The following is a 14426-nucleotide window of genomic DNA, read 5'->3' as shown; positions in this document are numbered from 1 at the left end:
TGCAAAAACAACAAGAAGGACAGCGTCATGACGACCGAAGCCCCGCGTTCTCTCTGTGAACGTTTGACCGGCATCGACGAGATCGAATGCGTCACCCCCGACCTCAATGGTGTACCCCGCGGCAAGGTGATGACCGCCGAGGGCTTCCTGGAAGGGCGCCGCTTGCAGATGGCTCGGGGGGTGTTGCTGCAATGCATCATGGGCGGTTACCCGCCAGCCCGTTTCTACGGCAGCGATGATGGCGACCTGGCTCTGGTCGCCGAACCTGCCCAGATCCATCGCCTGCCCTGGAGCGACGAGCCGCGGGCGCTGGCCATTTGCGATGCGGTCGAACTCGACGGCGTGGCGTCAGGACTTTCCACCCGGGGCCAGCTCAAGGCCGTGATCGCGCGCTATGCCGCGCTTGGCCTGGCGCCGGTGGTCGCGACGGAGCTGGAGTTCTTCGTCTTCGCGCCGAATACCGATCCGCACCAGCCGTTCCTGCCGCCGGTGGGCAAGGATGGCCGTCGCGAGCTCGGTCACTCGGCGTTCAGCGTCAGCTCCAACAATGGCCTGCGGCCATTTTTCAACGAGGTGTATCAGTGCATGGCCGCCCTAGGCTTGCCCCGTGACACCTTCATGCACGAGATGGGCGTCAGCCAGTTCGAGATCAATTTGCTTCACGGCGATCCGTTGCTGCTGGCCGACCAGACTTTCCTGTTCAAGCACCTGCTCAAGGAAGTCGCACTCAAGCATGGCCTGACCGTGGTATGCATGGCCAAGCCCTTGGCCAGAACACCGGGCAGCTCGATGCACATCCACCAGAGCCTGGTGCGCATCGACAGTGGCCGCAACGTCTTCAGCGACGAGGCTGGGCAGCCGACCGATACCTTCCATCACTTCATCGGCGGCCTGCAGGCCTGCATGGCTGACTTCACCGCGCTGTTCGCGCCTAACGTCAACTCGTACCAACGCCTATGCCATCCGTACGCCTCGCCTAACAATGCCTGCTGGTCCCATGACAACCGTGCCGCTGGCTTGCGCATTCCGGCCAGTTCGCCCGTGGCGCGACGGGTCGAGAACCGTCTACCAGGGGCCGACGCCAACCCGTACCTGGCCATCGCTGCGAGCCTGGCCGCTGGTCTGCACGGCATCGAGCAGCGCCTGCAACCTACGACCGCGATCCAGGGCGAGTTCGAAGTGCCGGAACACCTGAGCCTGCCTTGCACCCTGCATGGCGCATTGGAGCGCCTCAAGCGCAGCGCATTGGCGCGGGAGATGTTCGGGAACGAATTCATCGATGGCTATGTCGCAACCAAGACCTTGGAGCTGACGGATTTCCTCGACGAAATCACGCCCTGGGAGCGACGGGTGCTGGCCGCACAGGCCTGATCGCGACACAACCGACACTGGACACGCCCCCTGGCCGGCTATTTAGCCAATGGGGGCCTGCGCTGCGGCGAATTTGCTTTTATGCTTGCCTGCAAGCCAACGCCACCTGACCAGGGAGCCCGACGGGACGTATGCGAAACATCTGGAAGCCGTTTCAGTCGCTGTATTTCGCTGCCTTGATGATGCTGATCGGCTCGGGCCTGCTCAGCACCTATCTGGCCTTGCGCCTGGCCGCCGATCATGTGGACAGCCTTTGGGTCGGTGCCTTGATGGCAGCCAACTATTTTGGCCTGGCCGTGGGCGGCAAGGTCGGCCACCGGCTGATCGGCCGGGTCGGGCACATCCGCGCCTACGCCACGTGCGCGGGCATCGTCTGCGCGGCGGTGCTCGGCCACGGCATGACCAGCTGGCTCCCAGTGTGGGTAGGGCTGCGGATGATCGTGGGTCTCGGGATGATGTGCCAGTACATGGTCATTGAAAGCTGGCTCAACGAGCAGGCCGATGTGAAGCACCGCGGGGCAGTGTTCAGCGGATACATGATCGCCTCGTACCTGGGCCTGGTGCTTGGCCAGTTGATCCTGGTGGTGCATCCAGAGCTCGGCCCTGAACTGCTGATGCTGGTTGCCATGTGCTTTGCCCTGTGCCTGGTGCCGGTGGCAATGACCCGGCGCATCCACCCGGCACCGTTACGCCCGGCGCCGATGGAGCCGAAGTTCTTCCTCAAACGGGTACCACAGTCGTTGTCCACGGTTCTGGGCTCGGGCCTGATCGTAGGCTCCTTCTATGGTCTGGCGCCGCTGTATGCGGCCAACCAGGGGCTTACCACCGAGCAGATCGGTCTGTTCATGGGTAGCTGCATCTTTGCGGGGTTGGTGGTGCAGTGGCCGCTGGGTTGGCTGTCGGACCGCTACGATCGTGCGGTGCTGATCCGTAGCGTCTCGATCGGTCTGGCGCTGGCTGCATTGCCGCTGGCGGTGCTGCCCAGCGTGCCGCTGGAGTTGCTGTTCGCCATCGGCTTTGTGATTTCGCTGCTGCAGTTCTGCCTGTACCCGCTGGCGGTCGCGTTTTCCAACGACCATGTCGAAAGCGAGCGACGTGTCTCGCTGACGGCCATGTTGCTGGTGACCTACGGCGTGGGGGCCTGTATCGGTCCGCTGGCGGCGGGTGTGCTGATGAAGGTTCTGGGGCCGCAAATGCTCTATGCCTTCTTCCTGTTCTTCGCCTTGGTGCTGGTGTGGCGGATCCGGCCGAAGGCGGTCACCGGCCTGCATCAAGTGCAGGACGCGCCGCTGGGCCACGTGGCCATGCCAGCGGCGGGCTCGCCCTTGTCGGCAGCGCTGGACCCTCGGGTCGATGAGCAGACCGTGCAGGATATGATGCAAGCGCCGGTGGCGGCCGAAGACACCGAAGCCGAGGAGCAAAAGCCCCGGGAAGATACGGGAGTGCCCCACGCCGAGGTCGACAAGTCGGTGTGAGCACTGGTCTTCAAGCAGGCTGCAATGCAATGAAAAACGCCACCCGATAGGTGGCGTTTCTCATGGGGCGTTCGACACTCAATAGTCGTCTTTGTCGAAGCGTCGTGCCTCGCGCTGCAATTGGTAGACGAAGCTCTCGATCTTGCGCTGCATCTGGCCATTGAGGTTGTGGAAGCGCACGCCAGCGAAGGTGGTGTTCAGGCGCTCTTCGAAGTGCAGGTGACGCAGTTCTACCATCGCCTGCGACATGCCCAGCGGATTGCTGGCGGCGAAGCGCTCGTACACCTCACCCAGTTGCAGGCGCTCTTCGATGTTGCCTTCAAAACGCAGCTTGCAGCCTGTGGCGGAGATGTCCAGCAATTTGCCGCGCAGGGCGCCCTTGCCCTTGAGTCGTTCACCGTCGAGCACGATATCGACCAGTTGCGACAGCTTGAGCGCGGCCCGGAAGGCGTTGCGGCGCTGGTGGTAGGTCATCTCGGTTGGCAGGGGAGCACGGTAGCAGCGATGGCCATCGATCTCGGTGATGGTGGTCGCGGTGTTGCATTCCCAGGCGATGCGCACGCCATCATGGAAACCTTCGATGCGGAAGGGTTCGCCATTCTCGATGTACTTTTCACCGTCGCGAGGGATCATTTCGTCCAGCGCCACGGTGTTGGCGTCACGGTCCACATGCACGACGTAGCTCTGGAACCGCTGGCTGCGCTCAGGGAAGGTAATGATCAGCGGATCGTGGCTATCCAGCAATTGGCGCAGATTGGCTGCGATTTCCAAAGGCGTGGTGAGCACCTTGGGTGGCTGGGGAGCATCGGATGCATTGAACACGGGTAATCAATCTCCAGGCAAAAACGACACACGCAAGTAACGGCATTTTGCCAGTATGTACCGTGCCTTGATAGAAATAATCACACTTGGCTGATGGCGCGGGCCTTGGCCATAGGCGAGGTGGCGCCACGGCTGTCATAGAGCGACGGAGAATCGCCACCCATGAGGATTCTGATCTGATTGGCCGTGGCGTGTTGTTGCAACTGGATGATCCGGCCGTTGGTCTCGTTGACCTTCTGGCAGGCGTCCATCAACTGGGTGAGTACTTCGAGTTGTTGCAGCATGACCTCGCCCAGGGAGGATTGCGCGGCCAGGGCCTGCACGCCGGCCCGGTCGGCAGAGAAGCCCAGGCCGACCAGCAGTTGGTTGCGCCGCATACCTTGCTGCTCGAGCAGGACGATCAGGGACTGCTTGCGTGCCAGGATGTTCTCCAGCACCTGCATGTCCCGGCCATGCAGGGCGACGGCTTCTTTCTGAAGCAGTTCGAGCAGTTCCTGCGTGGGCGCGATGTCGTCTTCGATCAGTTGCAGCAAAGTGGTGTCGTGCATGGCTGGCTCTTGGCTCTTGCGTCCTTGAAGTCAGCGCCCCGGAGGGTTAGCGCTGGGCTTCGAAATCAAGCAGTTTGCTGGCGACCCGGCCGGCATCGACCTGATAGCTGCCGTCGGCGATCGCCTGTTTCAACTGGGCCACGCGGGCGCTGTTGACTTCCGGCTGGTCGCGCAGCTTATCGCTGATCTTCTGCAACTGCTGGGCCTCTTGGCTGAGGTGTACCGCTTCTCCGCTGGCAGGCTGTGGCGCTTCGTTGGTTTCGCCGGCTTTCGGGGCGTTACCGGTCGCGGTATTGCTGCGAACGCCGCCCGTGACGGACGGAGAATTATTCAAACGACTGAAGTCGATGACCATGATCAGAAACCTCTGGGAATTTGGACGCTTGCCCTGTTTTCGGCCAACCCGAAAAAAACTTTAGGCACGAATGTATCGCCACCTGTCGGCAAGCGCGCATGACCCGTTTTCTGACACAGTTTAGGAAAACCCGTTCCCCGTCGCTAGTTTTTATCCTGTCCTGCTTGGCAGGGCGCCGCAAATGCCTTACATGGCCACCTCTACCTGTCCAGGCCCAATCACCCGTGCCTTGACCACGCGCTTGGAGTTCAGGTTGCGCACGCGAATCTGCTCGGAGAGCCCGCCTTTGCTCAAGGCCTCGCCAGGCATGCGCACGCTCAGGCTGCCGCTGCGGGCCGTGATCACCACATGATCGCCCTTGCGTACCACCTCGGCCTGCTCCAGATGCTGGGGCGTCAGGACCTGGTCGAGCACCGTCGGGCGCAGCAGCTTCATGCCCACGGCCTGTTCCAGGCTTGTGAGAAAGCCCTGGTTGAGCGTGCCTACGTCGCGCTCGCGCAGGTTGACATCGCCTTCGCCGATCACGCTCTCGCGCCTGAGCGGGCGGGTCATCACCACCACCTCGCGAAACAGCTTTACCTGAGCCGGGACGAACACGGTCCAGGGCGCGCTGCCGTTGCAGCGTACCCGCACCGTGACCCTGCCCAGGGGCTGTGCCGGACTTTCAAGCGAAGCGTCCAGTTGCTGACTGCACAGCGGCATGCGCAGGCGCGGGTCGAGCGGGTTGACCTGGATCTCGTAGCGACCAGTAGTCTGGCTGGTGGCCAGATAATCCTCCACGGTGAATTCAAGAAACCCCTGGGTGACGCCGATAAGTTGTTCAGGCAAGGTAACCGCATCGGCCAGCACGCGTGTGCCGGAGGTCAGCAGGCATAGCGCCATCAGCGAGCCGGTCATCAGGCGCGTCAGGCGTCGGTAAACTGTCGTTTTCGTGTACATGGCGCTCAAAAAAGCAAAGCCCGTGCCGACTCGGTTCACGGGCGAAAACTAGAGGAGTCTGGCATGGCTGGAGTCATGGATTCGGTCAACCAGCGCACGCAACTGGTGGGGCAGAATCGTCTGGAGCTGTTGCTGTTCCGCCTCAATGGCGAGCAGCTCTATGGCATTAACGTGTTCAAGGTTCGGGAAGTATTGCAGTGCCCGGAGCTGACGTTGTTGCCCAAGTCCCACCCGGTGGTGCGTGGGGTGGCCAACATTCGCGGTGCGACCATCCCCATCCTCGACCTGTCGATGGCGACCGGCTTGCCGGGTCTGCAGGAAGAGACGCGCAACAGTTTCGTGATCATCACCGAGTACAACACCAAGACCCAAGGCTTCCTGGTGCATTCGGTCGAGCGCATCGTCAACATGAACTGGGAGGAGATTCATCCGCCACCCAAGGGGACCGGTCGTGATCACTACCTGACCGCTGTCACCCGTGTGGACGGGCGGATGGTGGAGGTCATCGACGTAGAGAAAGTCCTTGCCGAAGTGTCGCCATCGTCAGAGGAAGTGTCCGTGGGTGTGGTCGATGCCGAGGTGCAGGACAAGGCGATGATGCTGCGAGTGCTGACCGTCGATGATTCATCGGTGGCGCGCAAGCAGGTCAGTCGTTGCCTGCAGTCGGTGGGGGTGGAGGTAGTGGCCCTCAACGATGGTCGCCAGGCCTTGGACTACCTGAACAAACTGGTGGAAGAGGGCAAGCGTCCGGAAGAGGAGTTCCTGATGATGATCTCCGACATCGAAATGCCGGAGATGGATGGCTATACCCTGACCGCGGAGATTCGCAGCGATCCTCGCATGCAAAAGTTGCACATCCTCCTGCATACTTCGCTGTCCGGGGTCTTCAACCAGGCCATGGTCAAGAAGGTCGGCGCCGACGACTTCCTGGCCAAGTTCAAGCCGGACGACCTGGCTCAGCGGGTGGTCGATCGGATCAAGGCAACGCATTGAAACGGCCGGGGGGCAACCCCTGGCACCAGGGATTTGAAAGAGGCGGCAGCATTGTCTACGGGTAATTTGGATTTTGAACAGTTCCGGGTCTTCCTGGAGAAAGCCTGTGGCATCTTGCTGGGCGAGAATAAGCAATACCTGGTCTCCAGCCGTCTCAACAAGCTGATGGAGCAGCAGGGCATCAAGTCGCTCGGTGAGCTGGTGCAGCGAATTCAGAGCCAGCCGCGCAGCGGGTTGCGTGAGCAGGTGGTCGATGCGATGACGACCAACGAAACCCTGTGGTTCCGCGACACCTATCCGTTCGAGGTGCTCAAGAACAAGGTGATTCCGGAGTTCATCAAGAACAACCCGGGTCAGCGTCTGCGGATCTGGTCAGCGGCATGCTCCTCGGGGCAAGAGCCGTATTCGATCTCCATGGCCATCGACGAGTTCGAGCGTAGCAACCTGGGGCAGTTGAAGATGGGCGCGCAGATCGTTGCCACCGACTTGTCCGGGTCGATGCTGACCAACTGCAAGACCGGCGAATACGACAGCCTGGCCATTGGTCGTGGCTTGTCCCAGGAGCGCCTGCAGCGCTACTTCGACACCAAGGGGCCGGGCCGTTGGGCGGTCAAGGCGCCGATCCGCAGTCGGGTCGAGTTCCGATCCTTCAACCTGCTCGACAGCTACGCGGCGCTGGGCAAGTTCGACATCGTGTTCTGCCGCAACGTGCTGATCTACTTCTCGGCCCAGGTCAAGAAAGACATCCTCATGCGCATCCACAGCACGCTCAAGCCGGGCGGGTACCTGTTCCTTGGGGCTTCCGAGGCGCTCAACGGGTTGCCGGACCACTACCAGATGGTCCAGTGCAGCCCGGGGATCATCTACCAGGCTAAATAAACCCAGACAGGGGCCGCATCGCGGCCCCTTTTTTTGCCGGTACCCATTGCCGCTTTGCTGACGCCAAGCGGTAAACCATTGCCGCTTTTCTGGCATTGCCGCCGGCAAGCAGGGCCTCAATGCCCGGTTTTACTGGGGCTTTATCGCTTGGCACAAACCTTGCTCTAGCTTGCTCACGATTCTTCCGGTCAACCTTCGAAGGTTTCCCAGACATGAGCATCAGCTTCGACAAGGCGCTCGGCATCCATGAGCAGGCATTGAGCTTCCGCGCCCAGCGCGCCGAGGTTCTGGCCAACAACATCGCCAACGCCGACACGCCTAACTACAAGGCGCGTGACATGGATTTCTCGGCGGTGCTCGCCGCCGAAGCCGACAAGCAGCAGAAGGGGCGCATTGCCCTGGATCGCACCAATAGCCGCCACATCGAGGCCGAAGGCCTGGCCATGGGCGACGATACCCTCAAGTACCGCACGCCGATGCAGCCGTCGATCGACCAGAACACCGTGGACGCCCAGATCGAGCAGTCCAACTACGCAGAGAACGCCATCGGCTTCCAGGCCAGCTTCACCCTGCTCAACAGCAAATTCAAAGGGCTGGTTTCGGCCCTGCGTGGAGAGTGACCATGTCCCTTGCCAGTGTCTTCAATATCGCCGGTAGCGGCATGAGCGCGCAGAACACTCGCCTCAATACCGTCGCTTCCAACATCGCCAACGCCGAGACCGTTTCCTCGAGCATCGACCAGACCTATCGCGCGCGCCATCCGGTATTCGCCACCACATTCCAGCAGGCCCAGAACGGCGCTGGCCAGTCGCTGTTCCAGGATCAGGGCGAAGCGGGGCAGGGTGTGCAGGTGATGGGCATCGTCGAGGACCAGAGCAACCTTGAGGCGCGCTACGAGCCCAATCATCCGGCGGCGAACAAGGACGGCTACGTCTACTACCCCAATGTCAATGTGGTGGAGGAGATGGCTGACATGATCTCCGCCAGCCGTGCGTTCCAGACCAACGCCGAGCTGATGAACACCGCCAAGACCATGATGCAGAAGGTGCTGACCCTCGGTCAGTGATAAGGAGTCAGGATCATGGCAGTCAACAGCACCGGCGGTGTGAACCTCAACGACGTTCTGTCGGCGTCGGGTGTCAGCACAGGCACCACCAAGAAGCCTACGACCGAGAACACCGACAAGAACGCCCTGGGCAAGGATGCGTTCCTGCAGTTGCTGGTCACCCAGATGCAGCACCAGAACCCGCTCGATCCTCAGGACAACAGCGAGTTCGTCGCCCAGTTGGCGCAGTTCAGCAGCCTGGAAGGCATCACCACGCTCAACAGCACGGTCAATTCCATTGCCGGTGCCATGGGGTCGTCCCAGGCCCTGCAGGCCTCGTCGTTGGTGGGGCGTTCGGTGATCGTGCAGAACGACAAGGCGGTGGTCGACACCACCCAGAGCTTCAATGGCCAGTTCATCGTCCCGCAGGGTATCAGCGAGGCGAAGATCACCATCAAGGATAAAGACGGCAACACCATCAAGACCATCGAGTTGGGCCAGCAGAAAGCCGGTTACGCCGACTTCATCTGGGATGGCACCAACGACAAGGGTGAAAAGGTCGACCCGGGCACCTACAGCTTCTCGGCGACCACCATGGTCGATGGCAAGTCGACGCAGATGTACACCCTGCTGCCGGCCAAGGTCACCAGCGTCAGCATCAACCCCAATGGCGAGATGATGCTCAACCTTGCAGGGCTCGGGAAAGTTTCTCTGTCCAGCGTGCAAACCATTGGTATCTAAGGCCGGCTAGAGCGGCACAAGGAGCGAATTCATGTCTTTCAACATCGGTCTTAGTGGTCTGTACGCTGCCAACAAGCAGCTGGATGTCACCGGTAACAACATCGCCAACGTCAACACCGTTGGCTTCAAGTCGTCGCGCGCCGAGTTCGCGGACGTCTATGCAGGTGCCAACCGCCTGGGTGTCGGCAAGAACCAAGTGGGCAACGGTGTGCGTCTGGCTGCCGTCTCCCAGCAATTCAGCCAGGGTGACATCAACAACACCGGCAACGTACTGGACATGGGTATCCAGGGGCAGGGCTTCTTTGTGCTGTCCGATAACGGCTCGATGGTCTACACCCGTGCCGGTGCCTTCCAGACCAACAAGGACAACTATGTGGTCACCTCGGACGGCCTGCGCCTGCAAGGCTATGCCGCTGACTCGACCGGCAAGATCCAGAAGGGCGTGCTGACCGACCTGAAGATCGACACCTCCGCTCTGGCGCCTAAGGCTACTTCCCTGATCGACCAGGGCATCAACCTGAATTCCTCGGCCACCGACATTCCGCTGATGGTCGACGACGGTACCGGTACCATGGTGCCGAACAAGCCGTTCGACCCTGCTGACGAAACCACCTACACCAAGTCGTTCCCGACCAAGGTGTACGACAGTCAGGGCAACGAACACACCATGGAGCAGTTCTATCGCAAGACCGGCACCAACCAGTGGACCATGTACACCTTGGTCGATGGTCGCAACCCGTTCAATCCGGCCAGCACCACGCCGCTGAGCGGCACCATCTCGTTCAACAGTGATGGTTCGGTCAATGCGATGACGGCCAACAACACCGGTCTGCCGGCCGGCTCCTCGTTCACCGTCAGCAACAATACCTTCACTATGACCGGCTGGATTCCGGCGGCGAAGAATGCGGCCGGTAACTGGGCGGCCAATGGCGCGGCGGGCAACCCTGGTGGCATGCGTCTGGCGATGAACAGCACTACCTCCTACAACACCGAGACCGCGCGTATGTCGCAGTCCCAGGACGGTTATGCCACCGGCATCCTGTCGAGCCTGAGCATCGACTCCACTGGTGTGATGTTCGCCAGCTTCAGCAACCAGCAGTCCCGCGCCATCGGCCAGGTGGCCATTGCCAGCTTCGCCAACGAGCAGGGTCTGCAACAGGTCGGCGGCACTCGCTGGACCGAAACCTTCTCCTCCGGCATTCCGGGCATCGACGCACCCAAGACCGGTACCCTGGGTAGCGTGGAGTCCAACTCGCTGGAAGCTTCCAACGTCAACCTGACCCAGGAGTTGGTCGAGCTGATCAAGGCGCAGAGCAACTACCAGGCCAACGCCAAGACCATCTCCACCGAAAGCACCATCATGCAGACCATCATCCAGATGACCTGATGGTCGCTGGCCGGTCGAGTGCGTGCGAACCCCTTTCCTGGTAAAGGGGTTCGTCGTTTTCGAGGTAAGGCTCATGAAGAAATGGATCGTCACGCTCGCCGCAGCGCTGTGCCTGCTCCAGGCCCAGGCGGCTACGGCGCCCTGGTGGCGCTGGGAGAGCCAGGCCGACGGGCGCCTGGTGTGTTCGCAGTGGTCGCCGGGGGAGGGGTGGAAGCGCTTCGCCGGGCCCTACTACAACGCCGGTTGCCGCGAGCCATAGCTAATTGCCGTCAGCGGCAAGATGGCGCCGGATATCCGGCGTTGCCCAATCCAAAGGCTTCCCTCAAAGCCCGTATTCACGGGCTTTTTCATACTTTTCAAAAGTTGGTTCGGAACTTGCTTTAGTGCCTGCACAGCAACGTCGGCGGCAATCGCTCGTCAGTGCAGTGGAGAATGACTGTGGACAAAATGCTTTACGTGGCCATGACCGGTGCCAGCCAGAATGCGCTGGCCCAGCGGGCCCATGCCAACAACCTGGCGAACGTTTCCACCAACGGTTTTCAGCGCGATCTGGAGCAGGCGCGCTCGATGCCGGTGTTCGGTGACAGCTTTCCGGCGCGCGCCTTCGCCATGAGCGAACGCCCGGCCACCGATTTCACTGCTGGCGCGATGATCGAAACCGGTCGCGAACTGGACGTGGCGGTCACTGGTGATGGCTTTATCGCCGTGCAGGCGCCGGACGGCAGAGAAGCCTATGTGCGCACCGGTAGTCTCAATATCGATGCCTTGGGCGTACTGCGTGCCGGCAACGGAATGCCGGTGATGGGCAACGGTGGCCCGATCGCGATTCCACCGGAGCAGAAGGTGGAGATCGGCGAAGACGGCACCATCAGTATTCGTGCCATGGGCGAGGACCCGCGGGTCATGGCCGAGGTCGACCGTATCAAGTTGGTCAATCCGGACACCAAGAACCTGACCAAGGGCCTGGACGGCATGATCCACACCAAGAACGGCCAGCCCGCCGATGCCGACGTCAACGTGCGGGTGGCGTCGGGCTTTTTGGAGTCGAGCAACGTCAATGCCGTCGAGGAAATGACCTCGGTGCTGGCGCTGTCCCGTCAATTCGAACTGCACGTCAAGATGATGACCGCGGCCAAGGAAGGCGATGAAGCCATGGCGCGTGTTTTGCAAATCGGCTAATCACTTTTGAACGGGTGCCGTAAAACAGGCGCACGAGGAGAACACTGAATGCTTCCGGCTCTTTGGGTCGCTAAGACCGGCCTGTCCGCCCAGGACACCAACCTGACCGTCATCTCCAACAACCTGGCGAACGTCTCGACCACCGGCTTCAAGCGTGATCGCGCCGAGTTCCAGGACCTTTTGTATCAGATCAAGCGTCAGCCGGGTGCCCAGTCGACCCAGGACAGCGAGCTGCCTTCGGGCCTTCAGGTCGGTACCGGTGTGCGCATTGTCGGTACCCAGAAGAACTTCCAGACCGGCAGCCTGCAGACCACTGAGAACCCGCTGGACATGGCCGTCAACGGTCGCGGTTTCTTCCAGGTGCTGCAGCCTGATGGCACTGTTTCCTACACCCGTGACGGCACCTTCCACCTGAACTCCGACGGCCAGATCGTCACTGCCAACGGCTTCGCCCTGGAGCCTGCGATCGTCGTGCCGCCGGATGCCCAGACCTTCACTGTTGGCCAGGACGGCACCGTGTCGATCACCACCGCCGGCAACCCGGCCGCGCAGATCATCGGCAACATCCAGACCGCCGACTTCATCAACCCGGCAGGCCTGCAAGCCGTCGGCAATAACCTGTTCCTCGAGACTGCAGCCAGCGGTGCGCCACAGATCGGCACCCCGGGCCTGAACGGCTTCGGCACCACCCTGCAGCAGACTCTGGAAAACTCCAACGTCAGCACCGTGGAAGAGTTGGTGAACATGATCACCACCCAGCGCGCCTACGAGATGAACTCCAAGGTCATCTCCACCGCCGACCAGATGCTGTCGTTCGTCACCCAGCAGCTGTAAGACCCAAGCCCGTTACACGTGAGGTAAGCGTCATGAATCGTCTGTTGTCCGTCTTCGCCCTGGGGGGCGCGGTGTTGTTGGCCGGTTGCGTCGGGCCGACGCCAAAGCCAAACGACCCGTACTATGCGCCGGTCGTGCCGCGTACCCCGCTGCCGGCGTCGGCGGCCAATGGCTCGATCTATCAGGCTGGCTTCGAGCAGAACCTGTACACCGATCGCAAAGCGTTCCGCGTGGGTGACATCATCACCATCACCCTCAACGAGCGCACCTCAGCGAGCAAGAACGCAGGTTCCCAGATCCAGAAGAACAGCAAAGCCAACATCGGCCTGAGTTCACTGTTCGGTACGGTGCCGAACACCAACAACCCGTTCGGCAGTGGCGACCTCACGCTGGAGGCGGGGTACAGCGGCGATCGCGCCACCAAGGGCGACAGCAAGGCTACCCAGGGCAACACCCTGACAGGTTCGATCACCGTCACCGTAGCTGAAGTGTTGCCAAACGGCATCATCGCCGTGCGCGGTGAAAAGTGGATGACCCTGAACACCGGCGAAGAGCTGGTGCGCATCGCAGGTCTTGTCCGTGCCGATGACATCGCTACCGACAACACCGTGCCATCCACCCGCGTGGCTGATGCACGTATTACCTATTCGGGCACAGGTTCCTTCGCCGATGCCAGCCAGCCTGGTTGGCTGGACCGCTTCTTCACGAGCCCGCTTTGGCCCTTCTGAGTCGGATGACCATGTTCAACGTAAGGCAGCTGATTGCCGCGACCCTGCTCCTGTCCTGCGCGTTCGGTGCTCACGCCGAACGCCTGAAGGACATCGCCAGCATTTCTGGCGTGCGTACCAACCAGTTGATCGGCTATGGCCTGGTGGTGGGGTTGAACGGTACGGGTGACCAGACCACCCAAACCCCGTTCACCCTGCAGACCTTCAACAACATGCTGTCCCAGTTCGGCATCAAGGTGCCGCCGGGGTCGGGCAACGTGCAGCTCAAGAACGTCGCCGCGGTATCGGTGCACGCTGATCTGCCGGCCTTCGCCAAGCCCGGCCAAGTGGTGGACATCACCGTTTCGTCGATCGGCAACTCCAAGAGCCTGCGCGGCGGCAGCCTGCTGATGACCCCGCTCAAGGGGATTGATGGCAACGTCTATGCCATCGCCCAGGGCAACCTGGTAGTGGGTGGCTTTGACGCAGAGGGGCGAGACGGCTCCAAGATCACCGTCAACGTTCCGTCGGCTGGTCGTATCCCAGGTGGGGCCACCGTCGAGCGCGCCGTGCCGAGCGGCTTCAACCAGGGCAACAGCCTGACGCTGAACCTCAATCGCCCGGATTTCACCACCGCCAAGCACATTGTCGACAAGATCAACGACATGCTCGGCCCAGGTGTGGCCCAGGCCGTCGATGGCGGCTCGGTGCGTGTCACTGCGCCCATGGACCCGAGCCAGCGTGTGGACTACCTGTCGATCCTCGAGAACCTGGAGATCGACCCAGGCCAGGCCGTGGCCAAGGTCATCATCAACTCGCGCACCGGCACCATCGTCATTGGCCAGAACGTCAAGGTCTCGCCGGCGGCAGTCACCCATGGCAGCCTGACCGTGACCATCACCGAAGACCCGATCGTCAGCCAGCCTGGACCGTTCTCCAATGGCCAGACCGCTGTAGTGCCGCGCTCGAAGGTCAATGCCCAGCAGGAAGCCAAGCCAATGTTCAAGTTCGGCCCGGGCACCACCCTGGACGAGATCGTGCGTGCGGTGAACCAGGTGGGCGCGGCGCCCAGCGACCTGATGGCGATCCTCGAAGCCCTGAAGCAGGCCGGCGCCTTGCAAGCCGACCTGATCGTGATCTGAGGACGCCAG

General features: G+C 61.4%; 17 protein-coding genes. 13 read left to right on the top strand and 4 right to left on the bottom strand.

The window, feature by feature from the left end:
* The first annotated feature begins 129 nt into the window (after window positions 1-129).
* A complete protein-coding gene (locus tag ABOA88_RS21900; RefSeq protein ID WP_196169150.1) occupies window positions 130-1371 on the top strand; it encodes a glutamine synthetase family protein in 1242 nt (413 codons plus the stop codon).
* Between the two features lie 131 nt (window positions 1372-1502).
* Window positions 1503-2846, top strand: coding sequence for an MFS transporter (locus ABOA88_RS21895; protein ID WP_196168952.1), 1344 nt, complete (start codon window positions 1503-1505; stop codon window positions 2844-2846).
* A gap of 78 nt (window positions 2847-2924) precedes the next feature.
* On the opposite strand, the gene ABOA88_RS21890 is transcribed toward ABOA88_RS21895, so the two are convergent.
* From ABOA88_RS21890 to flgA, 4 genes are all read right to left on the bottom strand, one after another.
* The gene (locus tag ABOA88_RS21890; protein ID WP_367851224.1) at window positions 2925-3668 is read right to left on the bottom strand and encodes a flagellar brake protein; all 744 of its coding nucleotides are present in this window, start codon (window positions 3666-3668) and stop codon (window positions 2925-2927) included.
* Window positions 3669-3748: 80 nt separating this feature from the next.
* Complete coding sequence (locus ABOA88_RS21885; protein ID WP_367851225.1) at window positions 3749-4216, bottom strand: flagella synthesis protein FlgN; 468 nt, start codon at window positions 4214-4216, stop codon at window positions 3749-3751.
* Between the two features lie 46 nt (window positions 4217-4262).
* Window positions 4263-4571, bottom strand: coding sequence for a flagellar biosynthesis anti-sigma factor FlgM (flgM, locus tag ABOA88_RS21880; RefSeq protein WP_196168954.1), 309 nt, complete (start codon window positions 4569-4571; stop codon window positions 4263-4265).
* 186 nt (window positions 4572-4757) lie between these two features.
* A complete protein-coding gene (gene flgA / locus ABOA88_RS21875; RefSeq protein WP_196168955.1) occupies window positions 4758-5510 on the bottom strand; it encodes a flagellar basal body P-ring formation chaperone FlgA in 753 nt (250 codons plus the stop codon).
* Window positions 5511-5573: 63 nt separating this feature from the next.
* Between flgA and ABOA88_RS21870 the strand changes: the two genes are divergently transcribed.
* The 11 genes from ABOA88_RS21870 (at window position 5574) to ABOA88_RS21820 (ending at window position 14417) form a co-directional block, all read left to right on the top strand.
* Window positions 5574-6503 carry a chemotaxis protein CheV gene (locus ABOA88_RS21870; protein ID WP_196168956.1) on the top strand — a complete coding sequence of 310 codons (930 nt, stop codon included), beginning with the start codon at window positions 5574-5576 and terminating at the stop codon, window positions 6501-6503.
* A 51-nt stretch (window positions 6504-6554) separates the two neighbouring features.
* The gene (cheR, locus tag ABOA88_RS21865; RefSeq protein ID WP_043210928.1) at window positions 6555-7382 is read left to right on the top strand and encodes a protein-glutamate O-methyltransferase CheR; all 828 of its coding nucleotides are present in this window, start codon (window positions 6555-6557) and stop codon (window positions 7380-7382) included.
* A 212-nt stretch (window positions 7383-7594) separates the two neighbouring features.
* Window positions 7595-8002, top strand: coding sequence for a flagellar basal body rod protein FlgB (flgB, locus tag ABOA88_RS21860; protein WP_367851226.1), 408 nt, complete (start codon window positions 7595-7597; stop codon window positions 8000-8002).
* A 2-nt stretch (window positions 8003-8004) separates the two neighbouring features.
* The gene (gene flgC, locus ABOA88_RS21855) at window positions 8005-8448 is read left to right on the top strand and encodes a flagellar basal body rod protein FlgC (RefSeq protein ID WP_043210925.1); all 444 of its coding nucleotides are present in this window, start codon (window positions 8005-8007) and stop codon (window positions 8446-8448) included.
* Window positions 8449-8463: 15 nt separating this feature from the next.
* Complete coding sequence (flgD, locus tag ABOA88_RS21850) at window positions 8464-9168, top strand: flagellar hook assembly protein FlgD (protein WP_070092466.1); 705 nt, start codon at window positions 8464-8466, stop codon at window positions 9166-9168.
* 31 nt (window positions 9169-9199) lie between these two features.
* Window positions 9200-10555: a flagellar hook protein FlgE gene (flgE, locus tag ABOA88_RS21845; protein WP_367851227.1), complete on the top strand. Its 1356-nt coding sequence runs from the start codon at window positions 9200-9202 to the stop codon at window positions 10553-10555.
* 73 nt (window positions 10556-10628) lie between these two features.
* Window positions 10629-10814 carry a hypothetical protein gene (locus ABOA88_RS21840; protein WP_367851228.1) on the top strand — a complete coding sequence of 62 codons (186 nt, stop codon included), beginning with the start codon at window positions 10629-10631 and terminating at the stop codon, window positions 10812-10814.
* Between the two features lie 179 nt (window positions 10815-10993).
* Window positions 10994-11734: a flagellar basal-body rod protein FlgF gene (flgF, locus tag ABOA88_RS21835; RefSeq protein WP_367851229.1), complete on the top strand. Its 741-nt coding sequence runs from the start codon at window positions 10994-10996 to the stop codon at window positions 11732-11734.
* 48 nt (window positions 11735-11782) lie between these two features.
* Complete coding sequence (gene flgG, locus ABOA88_RS21830) at window positions 11783-12568, top strand: flagellar basal-body rod protein FlgG (RefSeq protein WP_090345426.1); 786 nt, start codon at window positions 11783-11785, stop codon at window positions 12566-12568.
* Between the two features lie 32 nt (window positions 12569-12600).
* A complete protein-coding gene (flgH, locus tag ABOA88_RS21825; RefSeq protein ID WP_090345428.1) occupies window positions 12601-13296 on the top strand; it encodes a flagellar basal body L-ring protein FlgH in 696 nt (231 codons plus the stop codon).
* A gap of 11 nt (window positions 13297-13307) precedes the next feature.
* Window positions 13308-14417, top strand: coding sequence for a flagellar basal body P-ring protein FlgI (locus tag ABOA88_RS21820; protein ID WP_090345531.1), 1110 nt, complete (start codon window positions 13308-13310; stop codon window positions 14415-14417).
* The last annotated feature ends 9 nt before the right edge of the window (window positions 14418-14426 follow it).

Source organism: Pseudomonas sp. PKS (assembly GCF_051913525.1).
Classification (GTDB): Bacteria; Pseudomonadota; Gammaproteobacteria; order Pseudomonadales; family Pseudomonadaceae; genus Aquipseudomonas; species Aquipseudomonas guariconensis_D.
This window is presented reverse-complemented; position numbering and strand designations above follow the sequence as displayed.

Bases quoted from the DNA above. Each gene is read 5' to 3' on its own strand.
- ABOA88_RS21900 (WP_196169150.1), top strand. From the start codon at position 130: ATGACCGCCGAGGGCTTCCTGGAAGGGCGCCGCTTGCAGATGGCTCGG.
- ABOA88_RS21895 (WP_196168952.1), top strand. From the start codon at position 1,503: ATGCGAAACATCTGGAAGCCGTTTCAGTCGCTGTATTTCGCTGCCTTG.
- ABOA88_RS21885 (WP_367851225.1), bottom strand. From the start codon at position 4,216: ATGCACGACACCACTTTGCTGCAACTGATCGAAGACGACATCGCGCCC.
- flgM (WP_196168954.1), bottom strand. From the start codon at position 4,571: ATGGTCATCGACTTCAGTCGTTTGAATAATTCTCCGTCCGTCACGGGC.
- flgA (WP_196168955.1), bottom strand. From the start codon at position 5,510: ATGTACACGAAAACGACAGTTTACCGACGCCTGACGCGCCTGATGACC.
- ABOA88_RS21870 (WP_196168956.1), top strand. From the start codon at position 5,574: ATGGCTGGAGTCATGGATTCGGTCAACCAGCGCACGCAACTGGTGGGG.
- flgB (WP_367851226.1), top strand. From the start codon at position 7,595: ATGAGCATCAGCTTCGACAAGGCGCTCGGCATCCATGAGCAGGCATTG.
- flgC (WP_043210925.1), top strand. From the start codon at position 8,005: ATGTCCCTTGCCAGTGTCTTCAATATCGCCGGTAGCGGCATGAGCGCG.
- flgD (WP_070092466.1), top strand. From the start codon at position 8,464: ATGGCAGTCAACAGCACCGGCGGTGTGAACCTCAACGACGTTCTGTCG.
- flgE (WP_367851227.1), top strand. From the start codon at position 9,200: ATGTCTTTCAACATCGGTCTTAGTGGTCTGTACGCTGCCAACAAGCAG.
- ABOA88_RS21840 (WP_367851228.1), top strand. From the start codon at position 10,629: ATGAAGAAATGGATCGTCACGCTCGCCGCAGCGCTGTGCCTGCTCCAG.
- flgG (WP_090345426.1), top strand. From the start codon at position 11,783: ATGCTTCCGGCTCTTTGGGTCGCTAAGACCGGCCTGTCCGCCCAGGAC.
- flgH (WP_090345428.1), top strand. From the start codon at position 12,601: ATGAATCGTCTGTTGTCCGTCTTCGCCCTGGGGGGCGCGGTGTTGTTG.
- ABOA88_RS21820 (WP_090345531.1), top strand. From the start codon at position 13,308: ATGTTCAACGTAAGGCAGCTGATTGCCGCGACCCTGCTCCTGTCCTGC.